Raw genomic sequence first — 16099 nt, forward strand, 5'->3', positions numbered from 1 at the left:
CGGCCCAGGGTTCTTACAATGAAAATCGTCCCGCCCGTCCACCGCATCGCCCTTTTGTTCAACGGCAGCAAGATCTACGACCGAGGCATCATCAGCGGCATCGGTAACTACCTGAGCAGTACCCGCGCGTCCTGGGATCTGTTTCTCGAGGAAGATTTCCTATGCAGGTTGAAAGGGATCGAGCGTTGGCAGGGCGACGGGATCATCGCCGACTTCGACGACCCGCTGATCGGCGAGGCGCTGGCCGGGATCAAGATGCCCGTGGTGGCGGTGGGCGGCTCGTACCAGGACGAGCGCGCCTATCCCAAGGGCATTCCCTATGTCGCCACGGACAACCATGGGCTGATCAAATTGGCTTACGAACATCTGATCGAAGCCGGACTGACGCGATTCGCCTGTTTCAGCCTGCCGGAATCCCAAGCCAATCGCTGGGCCCAGGAACGGGAGAAAGCCTTTCGCCGGTTGATGCTGCGCGATGGTCTGCACGCCGAGGTCTATCGCGGCATGGGCACCAGCGCGCCGCTCTGGGACAGCGCCGTCGAACAGCAGATCGCCTGGCTGCAAAGCCTGCCCAAACCCATCGGCATCATCGCTGTCAGCGATGCGCGAGCCCGCCAGCTGTTGCAGGCTTGCCTGACCGCCGGCATTGCTGTTCCGGAGCAGGTGGCGTTGATCGGCATCGACAACGATCCACTGACCCGCAGCCTGACTCGGGTGCCGCTGAGCTCCGTGGTGCAGGGCACCGAAACGATGGGTCGGACCGCCGCGCGGCTGCTCCACCAGATGCTGCATGGCATGCCGTCCACAGGCACGCAGGTGCTGATCCCGCCGGACGCGATCAATGTGCAGACATCCAGCTTGCACCAGCCGCTGGGCAATCCTTATGTGATGCAAGCGCTGTTGTTCATCCGCCAGTACGCATGCCAGGGCATCAAGACCGCGCAAGTGGCGGCGTATGTCGGTGTCTCGCGCTCATCCCTGGAAGCGCATTTTCGCAAGGAGCGAGGTTGCAGCGTTCATGACGAAATCCTGCGCTTCAAATTGGCCGCGGCGGCCAACGGCTTGGAAAACACCGACTCGGCGATCGCCGACATCGCCCGCAATTGCGGCTTCAAGTCGGCGCAATACCTGCACACGGTATTTCGTCGCGAGTTCGGTTGTACGCCTCGGGAGTATCAGCAGGGCGCGAGCGTGGTGAGCGAGTAGTCCGGGCTCCTGTGGTGAGGCGTTAATCGACGGTCAGCTGCGTCGGGGGAGGTCCGTCGGTTTCATCTTGGCCGAGCGCTTTTGCGGGGTTCTTCTGGGGCTTTCAACTATTGCCATCAGTAATAGTGACCATTACGAAATGCAAGTTCTGCTTTGTCGGCAATCATTGGAAAATCAGCGCCATCGAACACGCAGCCCACCACTGCAGGACTTCAATCATGCGCCCTTTATCTTTCCTTGCCCTGGCGTTTTCCCCCTTGTTGCTAGCAGGTTGCGCTTCGGCTCCGAACGATCCGACCCTGACCTTGCAGACCAGCAAGACACCGGCCGAATACGCCGAATGCGTCGTACCGAAGCTGCAGGGCAGCGCCCTGAACCCGACGGTCTCGCAGACCCAGCGCAGCTACCGCATCGTCGTGCCGAGTAAAATTGCGGCGGACAACGTGCTCGAAGCCTACAAGGCTGGCAACGGTGGGAAGGTGTTCATTTACGACCGGCATCTGCTGGCCTCCAATCTCTTGCCTTCGAATTTTGAACGCGCCGCCCAGGAATGCATCTGACCGGCCCGTAGACGTTTTACCCGTGCTCCTTTGGTTGGCCGCAACCAACCAATTCCCTTTGCCCCGCACCGTATTCGGTTGCGGGGCTTTTTTTGTTTGGAGAGCCTTGCGTACGTGGGTGTGAGAGGATGCCGTACGCGCCGTCGCCGCCTACAAAGGATCGAAATGAACCTGCCCCCTGCCCATGCCGTGCCATTCATCCTGATGCTCTCAGCCTTGTGCGTCCCGGTGCACGCCGCGGCGTGGCAGATCTGCGATATGCAATTGCGGGTCACTGAGGTGGTGAAGCGGCCGTCACCTGGTCTCCGGGCCCAGGTTCTGAAAACCAGCCCGGCCTCGCCCATGGTGGAATGCCCAGAAGTCGGCGCAGTGATCAGCTTCATCCCGGAAACCGCTGACTATCAGTCAACGCTTGCGCGGCGAAAATGGCCCGCAAAAGGCGAGGCGATTCGGATCAAATACCGTTACCTGGACGGCATCTGCAAAGGCGATGGCGACGATTATCCTTGTCGTATCGAGCATTACCCGTTCGTGGCTCAATGATCAGCATCGGCCGGCGTTCGCCTCGGCTTCGATCGCGGCCCTGACGCTGGGTCGCGTCTCGATCCGGGCCATATACGACGCCCGCGCCGGCCAATCATTGATATCGATGGCGAAAAACGGCAGCCATTCGAACACCGAGAACAGATACGCAGGGTATTGGGGGTGCGCTTGTTCTTGCGGCTCAAGGATGGCCTGGCGTTGACCGATGAAGTCGCGCCTATTCTCCAGGCGTTCGTTCGGCATTCCATGAGTTGCGTCATTGCACGAAACCTTGTTGGATTCGGTCCACAACAGTGCGCTGACGGTGAGTACCCTGGTGTCCTTCGCATCAAAATGGCTGCTGCCTAGATTGGCCTCGTTCCAGTTCTATCTGGTGACACCCGTCGAGACAGCCCACTCGAAAAAGGTCGAGGCGTTCAGGGCCTGGTTGATCGATTCGACCAGGGAGGCAAATACACCGGACACGCTGTCGCTGGATTAAACGTCCACGCTACTGCGGCGGGCGTTGCGGCAACGCCGAATGACCGAAGGTATTGCCCATGCGAATCCGCGTGGCCGACTGGTTATACAAACCCAGCTTGTTGGGCGCTCGCTGCTCTATCGGCACGTTCAACGCTTCCTGGTTCTTGCGTGCTGCCGGCGTACCCTTCGGGTTGGCCATCTGTTCGCTCAGGCATTCGTAGGACAGCGCCTTGTACCCGTTCACCTCGACATTGATGCATCCCTCATTCGCCGGCTCGGCGGCTTGGGCCCACAAGGGAAGGGCAGCAAGCAGCAGCGCGAATACACGACAGTCCATGGCGGAGCTCCTTTCTAACGGTAGAAGCCTGAATCTACCTCGTATTGGAGCGAGGTATGGCGATGTTTTTTTTGCAGCGCTCGTCACACAAACGACATGTACACGTCTCATGATGCGCCAACGCAGGGCGTCGACACGCCGTTCGGGCCGGAAGATGTCTATGTCAAGAGAAGCGCTGAGCAGGTGCTGCCTCGCGCCCACGGTACTGTTCTTGTTGCTCCATGCATTGATGCCGCAACGCGACGCGTGGTCTGCCACGCCTGCGCCCGTCGAGGTGGACGATCGGCTGGCGCGTTTTGTCGAGTTTGCGATACCCGCCCAGGAAATGACCGTCGCCCTGGACCTGTACAGCAGGGCCAGCGGGATGGCGATCCTGGTGGATCGTCAACTGGCACAGGGACGACGTTCGACCGCGGTGCATGGACGTCTGAATGCCCGCCAGGCCTTGGAGCAATTGCTCGCCGGCAGTGGCTTGGCGGCGCTTTACACCGGCGCAGACGCTGTCACCGTGAAAGAGGCAAAGCTGACCCGCCGCGCCGATGCGTCTTCGCGCAACGGTGGTCCTAGGCGAGAGGATAACTTTGCCAGTGCGTTGCAGGTCGCGTTGGAGCAGGCGCTTTGCCGTTCTGCGGTGACTCGTCCGGGCCATTATCGAGCGGCGCTACAGCTGTGGGTCGGAGGGTCGGGCGAGGTGCGCAAGAGTCGCTTGCTGGCGTCCACCGGTGACGCCCGGCGCGATGCGGCGATTATCGAGGGGCTGGGCACATTGGACATCGGCCGGGTTCCGCCGTCCTCGTTGCCGCAGCCGGTGACGGTGCTGGTGGTGCCAGGCGCCGCTTCGGCCGGCACGGAATGCAACCCATGGGAAGGAGCGGTAGAGCCATGAAGGAAAAGGAGCAGAGCACCATGCTCAAGGTGTTCCTGGCTTCCTATGATGTGTTTCGCGCACGCTTGCGTCGGCGTCTGGGCTCCGATGACCTGGCCAACGACGTACTGCACGAAACCTATCTTCGGGTAGACCGCATGGAACAGCCGGTGGATGTGCAGAAGCCCGGCGCCTACCTGTTCCGCATGGCCCTGAACATCGCGGCTGACCGTCGTGCGCAGGATGCACGCTTGCTCACCGGCACTGAAATCGAGGAACTGATGCAAACCGCCGACGAACATCAGGACCCGGCGGTGATCGTCGGTGGCCAGATTGAAATTCGCGCGCTGATGCAGGCGCTGACCGAGCTTGCGCCCCGGCGCCGGCAAATATTGATGGCGTCGCGCATGGAGCAAACACCGCATCAGGAGATCGCCCAGCGATTCGGCATCTCCACCCGGATGGTTGAGAAGGAACTCAAGGCTGCGCTGCAATACTGTGCCGATCGCCTGGAAAGAAAAGTGATTCAGCGGTTCGGTCCCGGCGCGGGAAAACAGTCTTAGGTGATAAGGCGCTTGTCGCGCATACCTTCTTGAGTCATTTCACGTTTGAAAAACATGTCTATAAGCGCATCTGAATCGGCCACTGCCACGGCTAACCAGCTCCGGGAAGAAGCGTTCCATTGGCTGGTGCGCTTGACTTCAGGGCACGCCACCCACGCCGACGCCGAGGCTTTTCGGCGCTGGAGTGCACAAAGTTCCGAGCACGCCCGGGCCTTTTTCCTGGCCCGCCAGTTGTGGCAGGCCATGGCGCCCGCCGAGCAAAAGCTCCAGCAGGAGCAGGCGGCAGAGGTCGTCAACCACCCGCGGCGTTTCGGGCGCCGAGCGTTTCTCGGCGGCGCGATTGCCGCGTCGGTTGCGGTGCTGGTCGCGCGCCCGTCGCTGCTGGACGGCTGGCCCATGGGCGCGGATTTTCATACCGGTGTCGGCGAGCAACGCCGCGTCGACCTGACCCAGGGCGTGGTGCTTGAGCTCAATACCCAGACGCGCATCAGCCAGCGCAGCGAGGCCCCTGGTGACGCCGCCATCGAAGTGTTGAGCGGTGAAGTGGAAATTCAGGCCAGCACGGCTTTGCGCGTGCTGGCCGGCAATGGCGAGGTGTTCGCCGACGGTGCGCGGTTTAATGTACGGGCCATCGAGGGTAGCGTGTGCGTGACGTGCCTGGAGGGCCACTTGCAACTGAGGCATCAGGGTCGGCGCCTGAGCCTGGAGCAGGGCCGACAATTGACCTATACCGCGCAGCGACAAGGCCAACCCAGCCCCTTCGATTCACAGCAAGTCATGGCCTGGCGTCAGCAATTGTTGGTGTTCAACGATGCCCCCCTGGCGAGCGTGATCGATGAGATCAACCGCTACCGTCCCGGCATGATCGTACTGATGAACGCTGAGCTCGGGCGGCGCAAGGTTCAGGCGCGCTTCAGCCTGGCGCAACTGGCGAATGTCGCCGTACTGATTCGCGATGCCTACGGCGCCACCATCACCGAGCTACCGGGCGGCGTGGTGCTGGTCAGCTAGGCGTTTTCATTCCAGTGGGCTGCTATTGAAGCGGTGCCAGCACCTGGCGGTAGCGCTCGGTGCCGTGTGCCGTGCGGCGGCTGAAGCTGATTTCCACACCCGCCGGATTTTCCTCCTTGCTGCCAGTCAGATGGCTCCAGCCCCGGTCGGTGCGCCATACCCGCACATCAACGCGCTCAAGCTCACTCAACACCGCGACACGCTCCTTGGGCGCCGGTAGGGGATAGCGTGACCGCGCGACGCCCGAGGCACGGAAAAGCGTGCCGCTTTCAATCCACCACCTCACCCGTTGCATCTTGCCGTCCTGGTCCGCCGCGGCACGTATCAATTCCAACTGCAAAGGGTCGCTGTCGCTGCTGCGAATACTGATCGCAGCGGGCACCGGGGGGCGGCTGGCCGAGGGTTCGTCGGGCGGAGGCGGTTCGGCCAGTTCAGTGGTGGCGCGCAGGGCGAAGTCACGCTGCAGTTGGTTGAGTGCGCGCATCAGTTGCGCGTGCTGTTCGGCGCTGTCCTGCAGGTGGGCGTCGGCGCGGGTCACGCCGTCGAGCCCGCGCCAGGCGATCAGGCTGACGATGGTCATCAGCAGAATGGCGACCATCACTTCAATCAGCGTGAAGCCGTTCTGTCGGACCATCAATGCACCTCGATGCGGCCAGCCGCGGTGCGCGTCACCGATACGCTGGCCTGGTTGCTGGACAGAATGACGTGCAGGGGCGCGGCAATCCATTCGGCATCAAGCACCAGTGTTTTGCCTGGGTGGATGCGCACCTGCACCGGTCCCGCGCTCCAGTGCCTGGGGCGCAGTTGCGGGTCGTTGATGAAGTCCCGGTCCTGTGCGCCGACAGCGTCCAGCCGCACGAAACGGTAGCCCTGGCTGTCCGCGACCCAGGCGATGCGACGACCGTCGCTGCGCGCTTCGGCCTGGGCGGTTTCCAGCAGCAAGGCCAGGCGCTTGGCATCTTCGCGCAGGCCACTGGCAGCGTCGGCGTGGATATTCAAGCTGATGGCGGCGCTGGCGATGCCGATGATCACCAGCACGACCATCAATTCGATCAGCGTGAAGCCGCGTTGTCGGTGTCGCCATTCATTCATGGTCTCTACGCCTTTCGCTGGGGTGAATTTGCAATAAAACCGTGAGAAAGCGCTGGTAGCCTGAAGCACTGGACGTCACGGAGGATCCGCTCATGCGCCATTTCCATCGCCTCGATCCGGCCACGCTGGTCCAGGCTGTCGCCGTGTTGGCCAGCGTGGCGGGGCTTGTCACCTGGGGCTTCTTGCTCAACGATTCGGCGCCCGTGCAAGCCCAGGCCAATAGCGAACCCTTGCCGCCCTTGGCAGCCACTGGCCAAGCGGCGGCGCAATGGTTCGCCAGTTCCCCGCACAACCTGGAGATCAAGCTCAGCGGCCTACTGGCCGGGCCCCATGGCGCGGTGGCGATTCTCAGCATCGAGGACTCGCCGCCGCGGGCTTTTCGTGCGGGTGAGCCATTGGGCGAAGGCGTGCGCCTGAGAGGAATCGAGGCTGATGCCGTGGTCATCGAGCGGGCCGGCGTTGAGTCTCGCCTGTCGATGGCTCGTTTGCCGGTGCCGGTGGCGCTGCCGTCGTTGCGCTGATTCATGGCGGGGTGACAGGGCGGCTGAGCAGCGTTTCCAGGCGCGCCAGCGGCGGTCCGTCATGTTCACGTTCATGCACCAGCACTTTCACTCTCAGCAGGTCGCCACTGCGGGTTACCTGCTGCTCGCAGCTGAGTTTCAAGCGTCCTTGATCACAGCGTTGCATGGCGCTGCCCTTATCTGTGGTTCCGCGCAGACGCACTTCTGCCAGGCTGTTCTGGGCCGCCAACAGCGCCATCGAGCGATCCCGCAACAGCGCGTTGCTCTGGCTCATCTGTGCACTGGCGCGAACGGCCGCTGACATCGCCACCGCCACGATCAGCAGCGCCACCAATACTTCGATCAGGGTAAAGCCGCGTTGCCGGGGTACCTGTCGGGTCATGGCAATGAGCATCGTCGGGGAAATGTGCTTCAGCCTAATGGCCGCGTTTGACGGATTGCTGACCAAAGCTCCTGAGGATTTTTTATACCAGTGACATATGCCGCTGGAACAATCCGCAGCGAATGGAAACCTCAACCAGCGCCAGAATGCGGCGCCAGCCAAGGAGTGTCGAGATGGGTGTCGCATCGTCTGGCCGTCCCACACATGGCCCTCGCCGGCAGCGAGGTTTTACCCTGATCGAGATCATGGTCGTGGTGGTCATTCTCGGCATTCTTGCCGCCATGGTCGTGCCGAAGGTGCTTGACCGCCCGGACCAGGCCAGGGCCACGGCGGCCCGCCAGGATGTTGCGGGCCTGATGCAGGCACTCAAGCTGTTCCGTCTCGACCAGGGTCGCTACCCGACCATGAATGAAGGGCTCAAGGCCCTGGCGGAAAAACCCGCCAACGCCACCAGCGGCAATTGGCGCGCGTATCTGGAACGGCTGCCCAAGGACCCTTGGGGCCGCGCCTACAACTACCTCAACCCGGGCACCAACGGTGAGGTCGATGTGTTTTCCCTCGGCGCCGATGGGCAGCCCGACGGCGAAGGTGTCAACGCTGATATCGGCTCCTGGCAGCTCTAGTCGTGAATCGCTCAGCCCAGCGTGGCATGGCGGTGATCAGCGCCTTGCTGGTGGCGACCGTGGTCGCGGTGATCGCCGCCGGCATGATCGCCCGACAGGTCCAGGTGACTCGCGGCGTGGAAAGCGAAAGCCAGCGGGTGCGGGGCGCCTGGCTGTCCAATGGCGTATTGGAATGGACCCGCCAGGCGCTCTGGCAGCAACGCCTGCGCGAGCCCATGACGCGTTTGGACCAGGCGTGGGCGCAGCCCTTGCGTGGGGTGCGCCTGGGCACTGAAAGCGGGGTGTTCGACGGCCATATCAGCGATGAGCAAAGCAAGTTCAACCTGCGCAACCTGATCCTCGACGGCCAACTCGACACACTGGAAGTCGCCGTATTCGAACGCCTGTGCGCCGAGCTGGGCGTGCCCGTGGCCCAGGGCAACCGTATCGTCCAACGCGTGGTAGAGGCCTACCCCAAGCGCCTGCGTCCACCGCCGTCAGTCTCCAGCGCGGCACCCGGGTTCGATAGCGGTCGCCTGACATCGCCGGACGCCGAAAGCCAGCCGCTGCCCGCCACCCGGCCGATGTTGCGCGGTCTCGATGACCTGGCCGGCCTGCCCGGGATCGACCTCGCTGCCCTTGAGCGCCTGCGCCCCTATGTCACGGTGCTGCCGGCGCTCACTTGGGTGAACGGCAATACCACCACGGCCCAGGTCTTGGCCGCACGAGTGCCCGGTATGAGCGTGGCCCAGGCACAGGCGGTGATTGCCGAGCGTGACCGTGGCCAGTGGTTCATCAACAGCGGGGATTTCCTCAACCGCTTGCGCGTGCCGCAGATGAGCACCGAGCAGCTGCGCCTGGGCATTACCAGCGAGTGGTTTCTATTGCGGGGACAGGCGACGGTCGAACAACGCCGCTTCGGTGTCGAAGCATTGTTTTATCGCAGCGAGCAGCGCAGGCCCCAGGTGGTCTGGTCGCGGGTGGGCGCATGAGCACCTTGCTGCGCATAGCGCTGGCGCCGTTGGCACAGTTGACCGCCGACAGCCCGTTGGACTTCGCCTGGCTCGATCGCAAGGGTGCGCTGGTGGAGCAGGGGCGGCGACCCCTGCGGGAGCTGAGCGGCGCGGCCCAAGGCAAAGCCCTGGAGCTCTGCTTGCATCCTCAAGACACGTTGCTCGCCTGCGTCGAGTTGCCGCCACTGCCACCGGCGCGCCTTGGCGATGCGGTGCGCTGTGCGGCAGACAACCTTCTGCTGGGCTGCGACGATACCGTGCACCTGGTGCACGGGCCTCGTGATGCGGGCGGCCAGGTTCAACTGGCCTGGTTCGAGCGCGCGGCGCTGTCGGGTCTTTCGCAACTGTTGCAGGGGCTCAGGTTGCAACCGCGTGGCGTGTACGCGGCGCCTTGTTTTCTGCCGCTGGCTGAGCCGGGCACGTGCACGGCGGCAAGCGTGGAAGGTCATTTGCTGGTCCGTGAGGATCGCCAACGCGCATGGGTGCATCCGATGATGCAAGAAGGCGCCGAACAGTTGCGCGAAAGGACGGTGCGTTGGATCGGCGAGGGTGCGCAATCCGTCGACCCATGGCCGGACGAGCAACGCTGGATCGGTCCCGTCCCGGCGTGGAACTTACTGAGCGGGATCGAACAAAGCGTCCGGGGCAATCAGCGCTGGGGCCGCGCGGTCGGCTGTTGCGCGATGGCGGCGTTGATCTGGACCCTGGGCCTCAACCTGTATGCGATGCGGTTGGCCGGCGAGGGCCAGGCAATCAAGGGGCAGATGAGCAGCCGGGTCCAGCAGGCTTTTCCTGAACTGCCGGTGATTCTCAATCCCTTGCAGCAGGCTCGCCAGCAACGCGATGCCCGGCGCAATGGCGCGCTGGCGGAGGGTCCGGTCAGCTTCGCTGCCCTGGTGCAGCAGGCGGCTGGGCAGTTGCCGTTCATGGCGGGCGCGGTCGACAAACTCGACTTCGATGGCAGCGAATTGCACCTGACCCCCCGCACGCCTGCCCGCAAGCCACCCGCCGATAGCAACTGGCAAACCAGCCTGGCGCAAGCGGGCATCGTGGCCGATCTCGCCAATGGGCGATGGACGCTGAAGCGTTTGCCAGCGCACGCCGCGGCAGCGCCCGTTGCGGGAGGCGCGGATGAATAGCCTTGCCCGTTACCGCGCCCGCTGGCAGGCGCAGCGAGCCAGCGCTCAGCAGTTCTGGCAACGCAGCAGTGCCCGGGATAAACGCATCCTGCGGATCGCCGCGCTGGTGTTGCCCGTGGTGCTGCTGTGGTACGGCCTGATCCAGCCGCCACTGCAACGCATCGACCATTGGCAAGCCGAACTGCCGCGCCTGCGCTCCCAGGCGGCGGCCCTGGAGGGAGTGCTGGCCGAGGTTCAGGATGCCGGCGTGGTGTCCGGCGCGGTCACGCCACAGCTTGTGAAAGCGCGTTTGGATGACATCGGTCTGGCCGGCGCCTACGACCTGGAGCACCGCGTCGAGGCCGGCGCCGTGACCTGGCGGCTGACCCTCGACGACGCGCCCGCCGATGCCTTGTTGAACTGGTTACTGGACGACGCACCCAGGCTCGGCCTGCAGGTGCGCGACGCTCATTTGCAACGGGCAACCTCGCAAAGCACTGAGACGGCCGCGCGGATTTCCGGGGTCGTTGGCATGGAACAGGCGCCCGGCGCTAAGGAATCCTCATGAAGCGGTTTGGTACGTATGCGTCAACAATTCCCTTGGCGCTGTTGCTCAGTGCCTGTAGTCAATTGGGCAGCGAGCAGGCGCAGCCCATTCCCGCTCAAAGTGAGCTGGGCCAGCCGCTGGCACAGACCGGCAGCGGTGACGCGTTGGCGGAGCGCCAGCGCGTGCAGGCACAGGCAGAGCAGCGACGCCAGGTCACGCGCAAGGCCCCGTCGCGCTCAAGCCTTCGGCCGCCCGCCGACAATGCCGGCCCGACCGGCAACGGGCTGGGCAACCAACCGGTGCAACTGAATTTCGTCGAGGCGGATATACCTGCCGTGGTGCGTGCGCTGTCACGCGCCACCGGTCGCCAGTTCCTGGTGGACCCACGTGTCAAAGGCCAACTGACCCTGGTGTCCGAAGGCGAAGTGCCGGCCCGCACGGCCTATGACATGCTGCTCGCGGCCCTGCGCATGCAGGGTTTTGCCGTGGTCGAAGTGCAAGGCGTCAGCCAGGTGGTACCGGAAGCCGACGCCAAGTTGTTGGGCGGACCGGTGGGGGACGCCGATCGTGCGGCAGGCAACGGCATGATCACCCGGACCTTTCGCTTGCAATACGAAAACGCCGTCAACCTGATTCCGGCACTGCGGCCCATCATATCGGCCAACAATCCCATCAATGCCTACCCCGGCAATAACACGGTGGTGGTCACCGACTATGCGGAAAACCTCGATCGGGTGGCGCAGATCATCGCCAACGTCGACATACCCGGCGCCATCGACACGGATGTAGTCCCCGTGCAGAACGGCATTGCCGTCGACATCGCGACGATGGTGTCGGAGTTGCTCGACGTGCAGGGCGCCGATGCGACGCAAAAGGTCTCGGTGATTGGCGACCCTCGATCCAACAGCATCATCCTGCGCACCGGCAGCCCCGAACGCACCGAGCTGGCCAGGCAACTGATCTACAAGCTCGACAATGCCCAGAACAACCCGAGCAATCTCCACGTGGTGTACCTGCGCAACGCCCAGGCCAATAAGCTGGCGCAAGCTTTGCGCGGCTTGCTCACGGGTGAAGGGGAAATGGCCGGTGCGTCCACCGACAGCGCACGGAGCCTGTTGAACGGCGGTGGCCTGGGTGGCCCGGCGGGCAGCAGTACGACCAGCAACGGCAGTCATTCGTCGAGTACTACCGGCAGCAGTTCGCAAACCAACAATGGGCAGAATGCAGGCCTGCAAATGTCGAGCGGCCAGGGCAGCCATCAGGCAGGCGAAGGCGCAGTGGCGTTTTCCGCCAACGGCGTCACCGTGCAGGCCGATACCACCACCAACACATTGCTGATTTCCGCGCCCGACCCGCTGTATCGCAACCTGCGTGAAGTCATCGATCTGCTCGACCAGCGCCGCGCCCAGGTGGTGATCGAAAGCCTGATCGTCGAGGTCAGCGAAGACGATGCGAGTGCGTTCGGCATTCAGTGGCAAGCCGGCAACCTGGCGGGCAATGGCTGGATCGGTGGCGCCAACCTGGGCGGTGCCGGCATCAATACCTCGGCCAAGAACAGCATTGATGCGTTGCCCGGTGGCTTGAGCATTGGCAAGGTCTCGGGCACGGTAAATATTCCCGGCATCGGCCAGGTGCTTGATTTGAAGGTGCTGGCCCGCGCCTTGAAAAGCAAGGGCGGAACCAATGTGTTGTCCACGCCCAACCTGCTGACGCTGGACAACGAAGCGGCGAGCATTTTCGTGGGCCAGACCATCCCCTTCGTCACTGGCAACTACGTGACCAACGGTGGTGGCAACAGCAACAACCCGTTCCAGACCATCGAGCGGGAGGAAGTCGGGCTGCGCCTGAACGTGCGCCCGCAGATTTCCGAGGGTGGCACGGTCAAGCTGGACATCTACCAGGAAGTCAGCAGCGTGGACCCGCGCGCCTCCAGCGACGCCGGCACGGTGACCAACAAGCGCGCCATCGACACCAGCATCCTGCTCGACGACGGACAAATCATGGTGTTGGGCGGCCTGCTGCAAGACGGTTTTACCGAAAGCACCGACGCGATTCCGGGGCTGGGCAGCATCCCGGGCATTGGCGCGCTGTTTCGCAGCGACAGTCGTTCGCGGACCAAGACCAACCTGATGGTCTTCCTGCGGCCCTACATCATTCGCGACAGTGACGTCGGCCGCAGCATTACCCTCAATCGCTACGATTTTATCCGTCGTGCCCAAGGCAATCTGCAGCCAGCGCACAAATGGCCGCTCACGGACATGCAGGCGCCGCAGTTGCCGCCGGCCGCCCAGGCGATGCCTTTCAATCCGCCGCCACGCCAGCCGATACCGCTCAATCAGCCACCCCGAGCGATGCGCGCCGTGCCGCTGGAACCAGGTGGGCAGCCATGAGCCCCTCCCTGCAAACCGGTGCGGGCGCGTTGCCCTATGCGTGGGCCAAGGCGCAGCGGCTCCTCCTCAAGGCCGGTGAGGAGGGCAACGTGTTGCTGGTCAGTGCCGCGACGCCGGGCTGGGCCATCAACGAGGTACGCCGGCGTTATGGTCCTACTGCGTTGCAACGGATACGCGACGAAGAGCTCGAAGCGCTGTTGACCAGCGCCTACGCCGACACCGGCAGCGCCGCGGCGATCGTTGGCGCGGCGGAAAACGAAGTCGACCTTGATCGCCTGATGCAGGACATCCCGGAAGTCACCGACTTGCTGGACAGTGAGGGTGGCGCGCCAGTCATCCGCATGATCAACGCATTGCTGACCCAGGCCGCGCGGGATGAGGCCAGCGATATTCATATCGAACCGTTCGAAAGCCATTCCGTGGTGCGTTATCGCGTCGACGGAGCCCTGCGCGATGTGGTCGCGCCGCGCAAGGCCCTGCACGCGGCATTGGTGTCGCGGATCAAGATCATGGCGCAATTGGACATCGCCGAAAAACGCTTGCCCCAGGACGGCCGCATCGCCCTGCGTGTCGCCGGACGGCCCATTGATGTGCGGGTGTCCACCGTGCCCACCGGCCACGGCGAGCGGGTGGTGATGCGCCTGCTGGACAAACAGGCCGGGCGCCTGCAATTGGAAACCCTGGGCATGGCGCCCGCGGTGCTGAGCCAACTGGATCAACTGATCCGCCAACCCCACGGCATCGTGCTGGTTACCGGACCCACCGGCAGCGGCAAGACCACCACGCTGTATGCCGCCCTGGCCCGTCTGGATGCCAGCACCAGCAATATCCTTACGGTCGAGGACCCCGTGGAATATGACCTGCCGGGCATCAGCCAGATCCAGGTCAATACCCGAATCGACATGAGCTTCGGCCTGGCCTTGCGCGCGATCCTGCGCCAGGACCCGGATGTCATCATGATCGGTGAAATCCGCGATCAGGAGACCGCGCAGATCGCCGTCCAGGCGTCGCTGACCGGGCACCTGGTGCTGGCGACGCTGCATACCAACGACGCGGTGTCGGCGGTGACGCGGCTGACCGACATCGGGGTCGAGCCGTTCCTGTTGGCGTCGTCATTGCTCGGCGTCCTGGCGCAACGCCTGGTGCGTCGCCTGTGTCCTGCCTGCAAGCAACCTGACGAAGCCGCGCCGGGCCAATGGCGTCCCCATGGCTGCCCGCGCTGCAACCACACCGGTTACAGCGGCCGTACTGGCATCCACGAACTCTTCGTGGTGGACGACGAGGTGCGGCGGTTGATCCATCAGGGTGAAGGCGAGCAGGCGTTGCGCACCTGTGCGCGACAGGCCGGCATGTTAAGCATGCGCGAGGACGGCGAACGGTGGGTGAGCAGTGGCTCCACCGCCCGCGAGGAAATCCTGCGCGTGACCCGAGACGCTTGATGAACCGCTACCGTTTCGAGGCCGCCGATGCCTCGGGGAAAATCGAGCAAGGCGTGCTGGAGGCCGACAACCAGCGCGGTGCGATGGCTGAACTGCGTGGCCGTGGGCTGACGCCGTTGCGCATCGACGAGCAGTTGCAAGTCGGCAGCTCGCGTGCCTCGGGCCTGTTCAGCCCGAAATTGTCGGACAGCGACCTGGCCTGGGCTACCCGTCAATTGGCGAGCCTGTTGGGCGCCAGTCTGCCCCTGGAAGCGGCCCTGTCGGCCACCGTCGACCAGGCCGAGAAACGCCACATCGCCGACACCCTCGGCGCGGTGCGCGGCGATGTGCGCAACGGCATGCGCCTGGCCGATGCGCTGGCCGCGCGACCACGGGATTTTCCCGAGATCTACCGGGCGATGATCGCAGCGGGGGAGGAGTCTGGCGATCTCGCCCAGGTGATGGAGCGCCTGGCCGACTACATCGAAGAGCGCAACAACCTGCGGGGCAAGATCCTCACGGCCTTCATCTACCCAGCGGTGGTGGGCGTGGTGTCCATCGTCATCGTCATTTTCCTGCTGGGTTTCGTGGTGCCGCAGGTGGTCAGCGCGTTTTCCCAGGCGCGCCAGGACCTGCCAACCCTGACCCGAGTGATGCTGCAGGCCAGCGATTTCCTGCGCGCCTGGGGCTGGGCCTGTTTCGCCGGGCTGGCCGGTTGCTGGTGGGGGTGGCGCCGCTATTTGCGTAACGCCGAGGCACGCCTGGCCTGGCATAGCCGGGTGTTGCGGCTTCCGCTGATCGGCCGCTTCGTGCTCGGGGTGAACACGGCGCGTTTCGCCTCGACCTTGGCGATTCTCGGCAGCGCCGGCGTGCCGCTGTTGCGCGCCCTGGACGCCGCCGGGCAGACGCTGGCCAACGACCGCCTGGCCCAGTGCGTGACCGATGCGACGCTGCGGGTACGCGAAGGCGTGGGCCTGGCCAATGCGCTGCGAGTCGGCAAGGTGTTCCCGCCGATCCTGATCCACCTGATCGCCAGTGGCGAAAAAACCGGTAATTTGCCGCCCATGCTCGAACGCGCCGCGCAAACCCTGTCCCGCGACATCGAACGGCGGGCCATGGGCATGACGGCGCTGTTGGAGCCGCTGATGATTGTGATCATGGGAGGCGTCGTGCTGACCATCGTCATGGCTGTGTTGCTGCCGATCATCGAGATCAATCAGCTGGTGCAATGAAACCTGCGTAATCCCACACCAGAGCGCCACTCGGGTTCATCGGTGCGACATGTACGGCGCGCCAAGCTACGGCGCACGGGGCAGGGCATACAATGGGGATTTTGCTCATGCTGCGAAAGCTGGGCGAAATGTCAGTAAGGTGTCGGTAACTCCCGAGAATATTCAGGAAAAACAACACCGAACACCCGAGATTTTTTCCTTTCTCTGTCACCGGAAGTTGAGAGCTTCTACGCCGTG

General features: G+C 63.7%; 20 protein-coding genes. 15 read left to right on the plus strand and 5 right to left on the minus strand.

All coding sequences use genetic code 11. The annotated features are described in order from the left end of the window. Positions 1 to 18 precede the first annotated feature (18 nt). The 3 genes from ACLK1G_RS01270 (at position 19) to ACLK1G_RS01280 (ending at position 2309) form a co-directional block, all read left to right on the plus strand. A complete protein-coding gene (locus tag ACLK1G_RS01270) occupies positions 19 to 1206 on the plus strand; it encodes a XylR family transcriptional regulator (protein ID WP_420763739.1) in 1188 nt (395 codons plus the stop codon). A gap of 218 nt (positions 1207 to 1424) precedes the next feature. Continuing rightward, entirely contained in the window at positions 1425 to 1766 is a 342-nt protein-coding gene (locus ACLK1G_RS01275) for a YajG family lipoprotein (protein ID WP_420763740.1), read from the plus strand. Positions 1767 to 1931: 165 nt separating this feature from the next. Continuing rightward, positions 1932 to 2309 carry a hypothetical protein gene (locus tag ACLK1G_RS01280; protein ID WP_420763741.1) on the plus strand — a complete coding sequence of 126 codons (378 nt, stop codon included), beginning with the start codon at positions 1932 to 1934 and terminating at the stop codon, positions 2307 to 2309. Here the strand turns inward: ACLK1G_RS01280 and ACLK1G_RS25840 are convergent, their stop codons facing one another. Beyond that, the gene (locus ACLK1G_RS25840; protein ID WP_489685926.1) at positions 2310 to 2552 is read right to left on the minus strand and encodes a hypothetical protein; all 243 of its coding nucleotides are present in this window, start codon (positions 2550 to 2552) and stop codon (positions 2310 to 2312) included. A 16-nt stretch (positions 2553 to 2568) separates the two neighbouring features. Between ACLK1G_RS25840 and ACLK1G_RS25845 the strand changes: the two genes are divergently transcribed. Then, entirely contained in the window at positions 2569 to 2790 is a 222-nt protein-coding gene (locus tag ACLK1G_RS25845; protein ID WP_489685927.1) for a hypothetical protein, read from the plus strand. 9 nt (positions 2791 to 2799) lie between these two features. Here the strand turns inward: ACLK1G_RS25845 and ACLK1G_RS01290 are convergent, their stop codons facing one another. Continuing rightward, entirely contained in the window at positions 2800 to 3108 is a 309-nt protein-coding gene (locus ACLK1G_RS01290; protein WP_420763742.1) for a hypothetical protein, read from the minus strand. A 160-nt stretch (positions 3109 to 3268) separates the two neighbouring features. Between ACLK1G_RS01290 and ACLK1G_RS01295 the strand changes: the two genes are divergently transcribed. From ACLK1G_RS01295 to ACLK1G_RS01305, 3 genes are read left to right on the plus strand one after another with little or no spacing between them, the layout of a single operon-like run. Next, positions 3269 to 3994 carry an STN domain-containing protein gene (locus ACLK1G_RS01295; protein ID WP_420763743.1) on the plus strand — a complete coding sequence of 242 codons (726 nt, stop codon included), beginning with the start codon at positions 3269 to 3271 and terminating at the stop codon, positions 3992 to 3994. Further along, positions 3991 to 4536 carry an RNA polymerase sigma factor gene (locus ACLK1G_RS01300; RefSeq protein ID WP_420763744.1) on the plus strand — a complete coding sequence of 182 codons (546 nt, stop codon included), beginning with the start codon at positions 3991 to 3993 and terminating at the stop codon, positions 4534 to 4536. Before ACLK1G_RS01295 ends, ACLK1G_RS01300 begins: the two co-directional genes overlap by 4 nt. A 54-nt stretch (positions 4537 to 4590) precedes the next feature. Continuing rightward, complete coding sequence (locus tag ACLK1G_RS01305; RefSeq protein ID WP_420763745.1) at positions 4591 to 5547, plus strand: FecR family protein; 957 nt, start codon at positions 4591 to 4593, stop codon at positions 5545 to 5547. Between the two features lie 22 nt (positions 5548 to 5569). Here the strand turns inward: ACLK1G_RS01305 and ACLK1G_RS01310 are convergent, their stop codons facing one another. Beyond that, positions 5570 to 6181 carry a type II secretion system protein GspJ gene (locus tag ACLK1G_RS01310; RefSeq protein ID WP_420763746.1) on the minus strand — a complete coding sequence of 204 codons (612 nt, stop codon included), beginning with the start codon at positions 6179 to 6181 and terminating at the stop codon, positions 5570 to 5572. After that, positions 6181 to 6639, minus strand: a complete 459-nt coding sequence (gspH, locus tag ACLK1G_RS01315) for a type II secretion system minor pseudopilin GspH (protein ID WP_420763747.1) — start codon at positions 6637 to 6639, stop codon at positions 6181 to 6183. The genes ACLK1G_RS01310 and gspH overlap by 1 nt, the downstream gene beginning before the upstream one ends. Before the next feature lie 92 nt (positions 6640 to 6731). Between gspH and ACLK1G_RS01320 the strand changes: the two genes are divergently transcribed. After that, the gene (locus tag ACLK1G_RS01320) at positions 6732 to 7160 is read left to right on the plus strand and encodes a type II secretion system protein N (RefSeq protein ID WP_420763748.1); all 429 of its coding nucleotides are present in this window, start codon (positions 6732 to 6734) and stop codon (positions 7158 to 7160) included. 1 nt (position 7161) lies between these two features. On the opposite strand, the gene gspI is transcribed toward ACLK1G_RS01320, so the two are convergent. Next, positions 7162 to 7542, minus strand: coding sequence for a type II secretion system minor pseudopilin GspI (gene gspI / locus ACLK1G_RS01325; protein WP_420763749.1), 381 nt, complete (start codon positions 7540 to 7542; stop codon positions 7162 to 7164). A gap of 173 nt (positions 7543 to 7715) precedes the next feature. On the opposite strand from gspI, the gene gspG reads away from it, so the two are divergent. The 7 genes from gspG to gspF are packed head-to-tail and all read left to right on the plus strand — an operon-like array spanning position 7716 to position 15862. After that, entirely contained in the window at positions 7716 to 8165 is a 450-nt protein-coding gene (gene gspG, locus ACLK1G_RS01330; RefSeq protein WP_420763750.1) for a type II secretion system major pseudopilin GspG, read from the plus strand. Then, complete coding sequence (gene gspK, locus ACLK1G_RS01335; protein WP_420764032.1) at positions 8153 to 9136, plus strand: type II secretion system minor pseudopilin GspK; 984 nt, start codon at positions 8153 to 8155, stop codon at positions 9134 to 9136. The genes gspG and gspK overlap by 13 nt, the downstream gene beginning before the upstream one ends. Continuing rightward, positions 9133 to 10296: a type II secretion system protein GspL gene (gene gspL / locus ACLK1G_RS01340; RefSeq protein WP_420763751.1), complete on the plus strand. Its 1164-nt coding sequence runs from the start codon at positions 9133 to 9135 to the stop codon at positions 10294 to 10296. Before gspK ends, gspL begins: the two co-directional genes overlap by 4 nt. Beyond that, entirely contained in the window at positions 10289 to 10843 is a 555-nt protein-coding gene (locus ACLK1G_RS01345) for a type II secretion system protein M (RefSeq protein WP_420763752.1), read from the plus strand. Before gspL ends, ACLK1G_RS01345 begins: the two co-directional genes overlap by 8 nt. Then, positions 10840 to 13212, plus strand: coding sequence for a type II secretion system secretin GspD (gene gspD, locus ACLK1G_RS01350; RefSeq protein WP_420763753.1), 2373 nt, complete (start codon positions 10840 to 10842; stop codon positions 13210 to 13212). Before ACLK1G_RS01345 ends, gspD begins: the two co-directional genes overlap by 4 nt. After that, a complete protein-coding gene (gene gspE, locus ACLK1G_RS01355) occupies positions 13209 to 14651 on the plus strand; it encodes a type II secretion system ATPase GspE (RefSeq protein WP_198796771.1) in 1443 nt (480 codons plus the stop codon). The genes gspD and gspE overlap by 4 nt, the downstream gene beginning before the upstream one ends. Continuing rightward, positions 14651 to 15862, plus strand: coding sequence for a type II secretion system inner membrane protein GspF (gene gspF, locus ACLK1G_RS01360; RefSeq protein WP_420763754.1), 1212 nt, complete (start codon positions 14651 to 14653; stop codon positions 15860 to 15862). Before gspE ends, gspF begins: the two co-directional genes overlap by 1 nt. Positions 15863 to 16099 lie beyond the last annotated feature (237 nt).

Origin of the sequence: Pseudomonas algeriensis, assembly GCF_048847255.1 — a bacterium.
Lineage (GTDB): Bacteria > Pseudomonadota > Gammaproteobacteria > Pseudomonadales > Pseudomonadaceae > Aquipseudomonas.

What these genes read in the sequence shown, in the direction of transcription:
- ACLK1G_RS01270 (WP_420763739.1), top strand. Translation starts at nt 19, where the DNA reads ATGAAAATCGTCCCGCCCGTCCACCGCATCGCCCTTTTGTTCAACGGC.
- ACLK1G_RS01275 (WP_420763740.1), top strand. Translation starts at nt 1,425, where the DNA reads ATGCGCCCTTTATCTTTCCTTGCCCTGGCGTTTTCCCCCTTGTTGCTA.
- ACLK1G_RS01280 (WP_420763741.1), top strand. Translation starts at nt 1,932, where the DNA reads ATGAACCTGCCCCCTGCCCATGCCGTGCCATTCATCCTGATGCTCTCA.
- ACLK1G_RS25840 (WP_489685926.1), bottom strand. Translation starts at nt 2,552, where the DNA reads ATGCCGAACGAACGCCTGGAGAATAGGCGCGACTTCATCGGTCAACGC.
- ACLK1G_RS01290 (WP_420763742.1), bottom strand. Translation starts at nt 3,108, where the DNA reads ATGGACTGTCGTGTATTCGCGCTGCTGCTTGCTGCCCTTCCCTTGTGG.
- ACLK1G_RS01295 (WP_420763743.1), top strand. Translation starts at nt 3,269, where the DNA reads ATGTCAAGAGAAGCGCTGAGCAGGTGCTGCCTCGCGCCCACGGTACTG.
- ACLK1G_RS01300 (WP_420763744.1), top strand. Translation starts at nt 3,991, where the DNA reads ATGAAGGAAAAGGAGCAGAGCACCATGCTCAAGGTGTTCCTGGCTTCC.
- ACLK1G_RS01305 (WP_420763745.1), top strand. Translation starts at nt 4,591, where the DNA reads ATGTCTATAAGCGCATCTGAATCGGCCACTGCCACGGCTAACCAGCTC.
- ACLK1G_RS01310 (WP_420763746.1), bottom strand. Translation starts at nt 6,181, where the DNA reads ATGGTCCGACAGAACGGCTTCACGCTGATTGAAGTGATGGTCGCCATT.
- gspH (WP_420763747.1), bottom strand. Translation starts at nt 6,639, where the DNA reads ATGAATGAATGGCGACACCGACAACGCGGCTTCACGCTGATCGAATTG.
- ACLK1G_RS01320 (WP_420763748.1), top strand. Translation starts at nt 6,732, where the DNA reads ATGCGCCATTTCCATCGCCTCGATCCGGCCACGCTGGTCCAGGCTGTC.
- gspI (WP_420763749.1), bottom strand. Translation starts at nt 7,542, where the DNA reads ATGACCCGACAGGTACCCCGGCAACGCGGCTTTACCCTGATCGAAGTA.
- gspG (WP_420763750.1), top strand. Translation starts at nt 7,716, where the DNA reads ATGGGTGTCGCATCGTCTGGCCGTCCCACACATGGCCCTCGCCGGCAG.
- gspL (WP_420763751.1), top strand. Translation starts at nt 9,133, where the DNA reads ATGAGCACCTTGCTGCGCATAGCGCTGGCGCCGTTGGCACAGTTGACC.
- ACLK1G_RS01345 (WP_420763752.1), top strand. Translation starts at nt 10,289, where the DNA reads ATGAATAGCCTTGCCCGTTACCGCGCCCGCTGGCAGGCGCAGCGAGCC.
- gspD (WP_420763753.1), top strand. Translation starts at nt 10,840, where the DNA reads ATGAAGCGGTTTGGTACGTATGCGTCAACAATTCCCTTGGCGCTGTTG.
- gspE (WP_198796771.1), top strand. Translation starts at nt 13,209, where the DNA reads ATGAGCCCCTCCCTGCAAACCGGTGCGGGCGCGTTGCCCTATGCGTGG.
- gspF (WP_420763754.1), top strand. Translation starts at nt 14,651, where the DNA reads ATGAACCGCTACCGTTTCGAGGCCGCCGATGCCTCGGGGAAAATCGAG.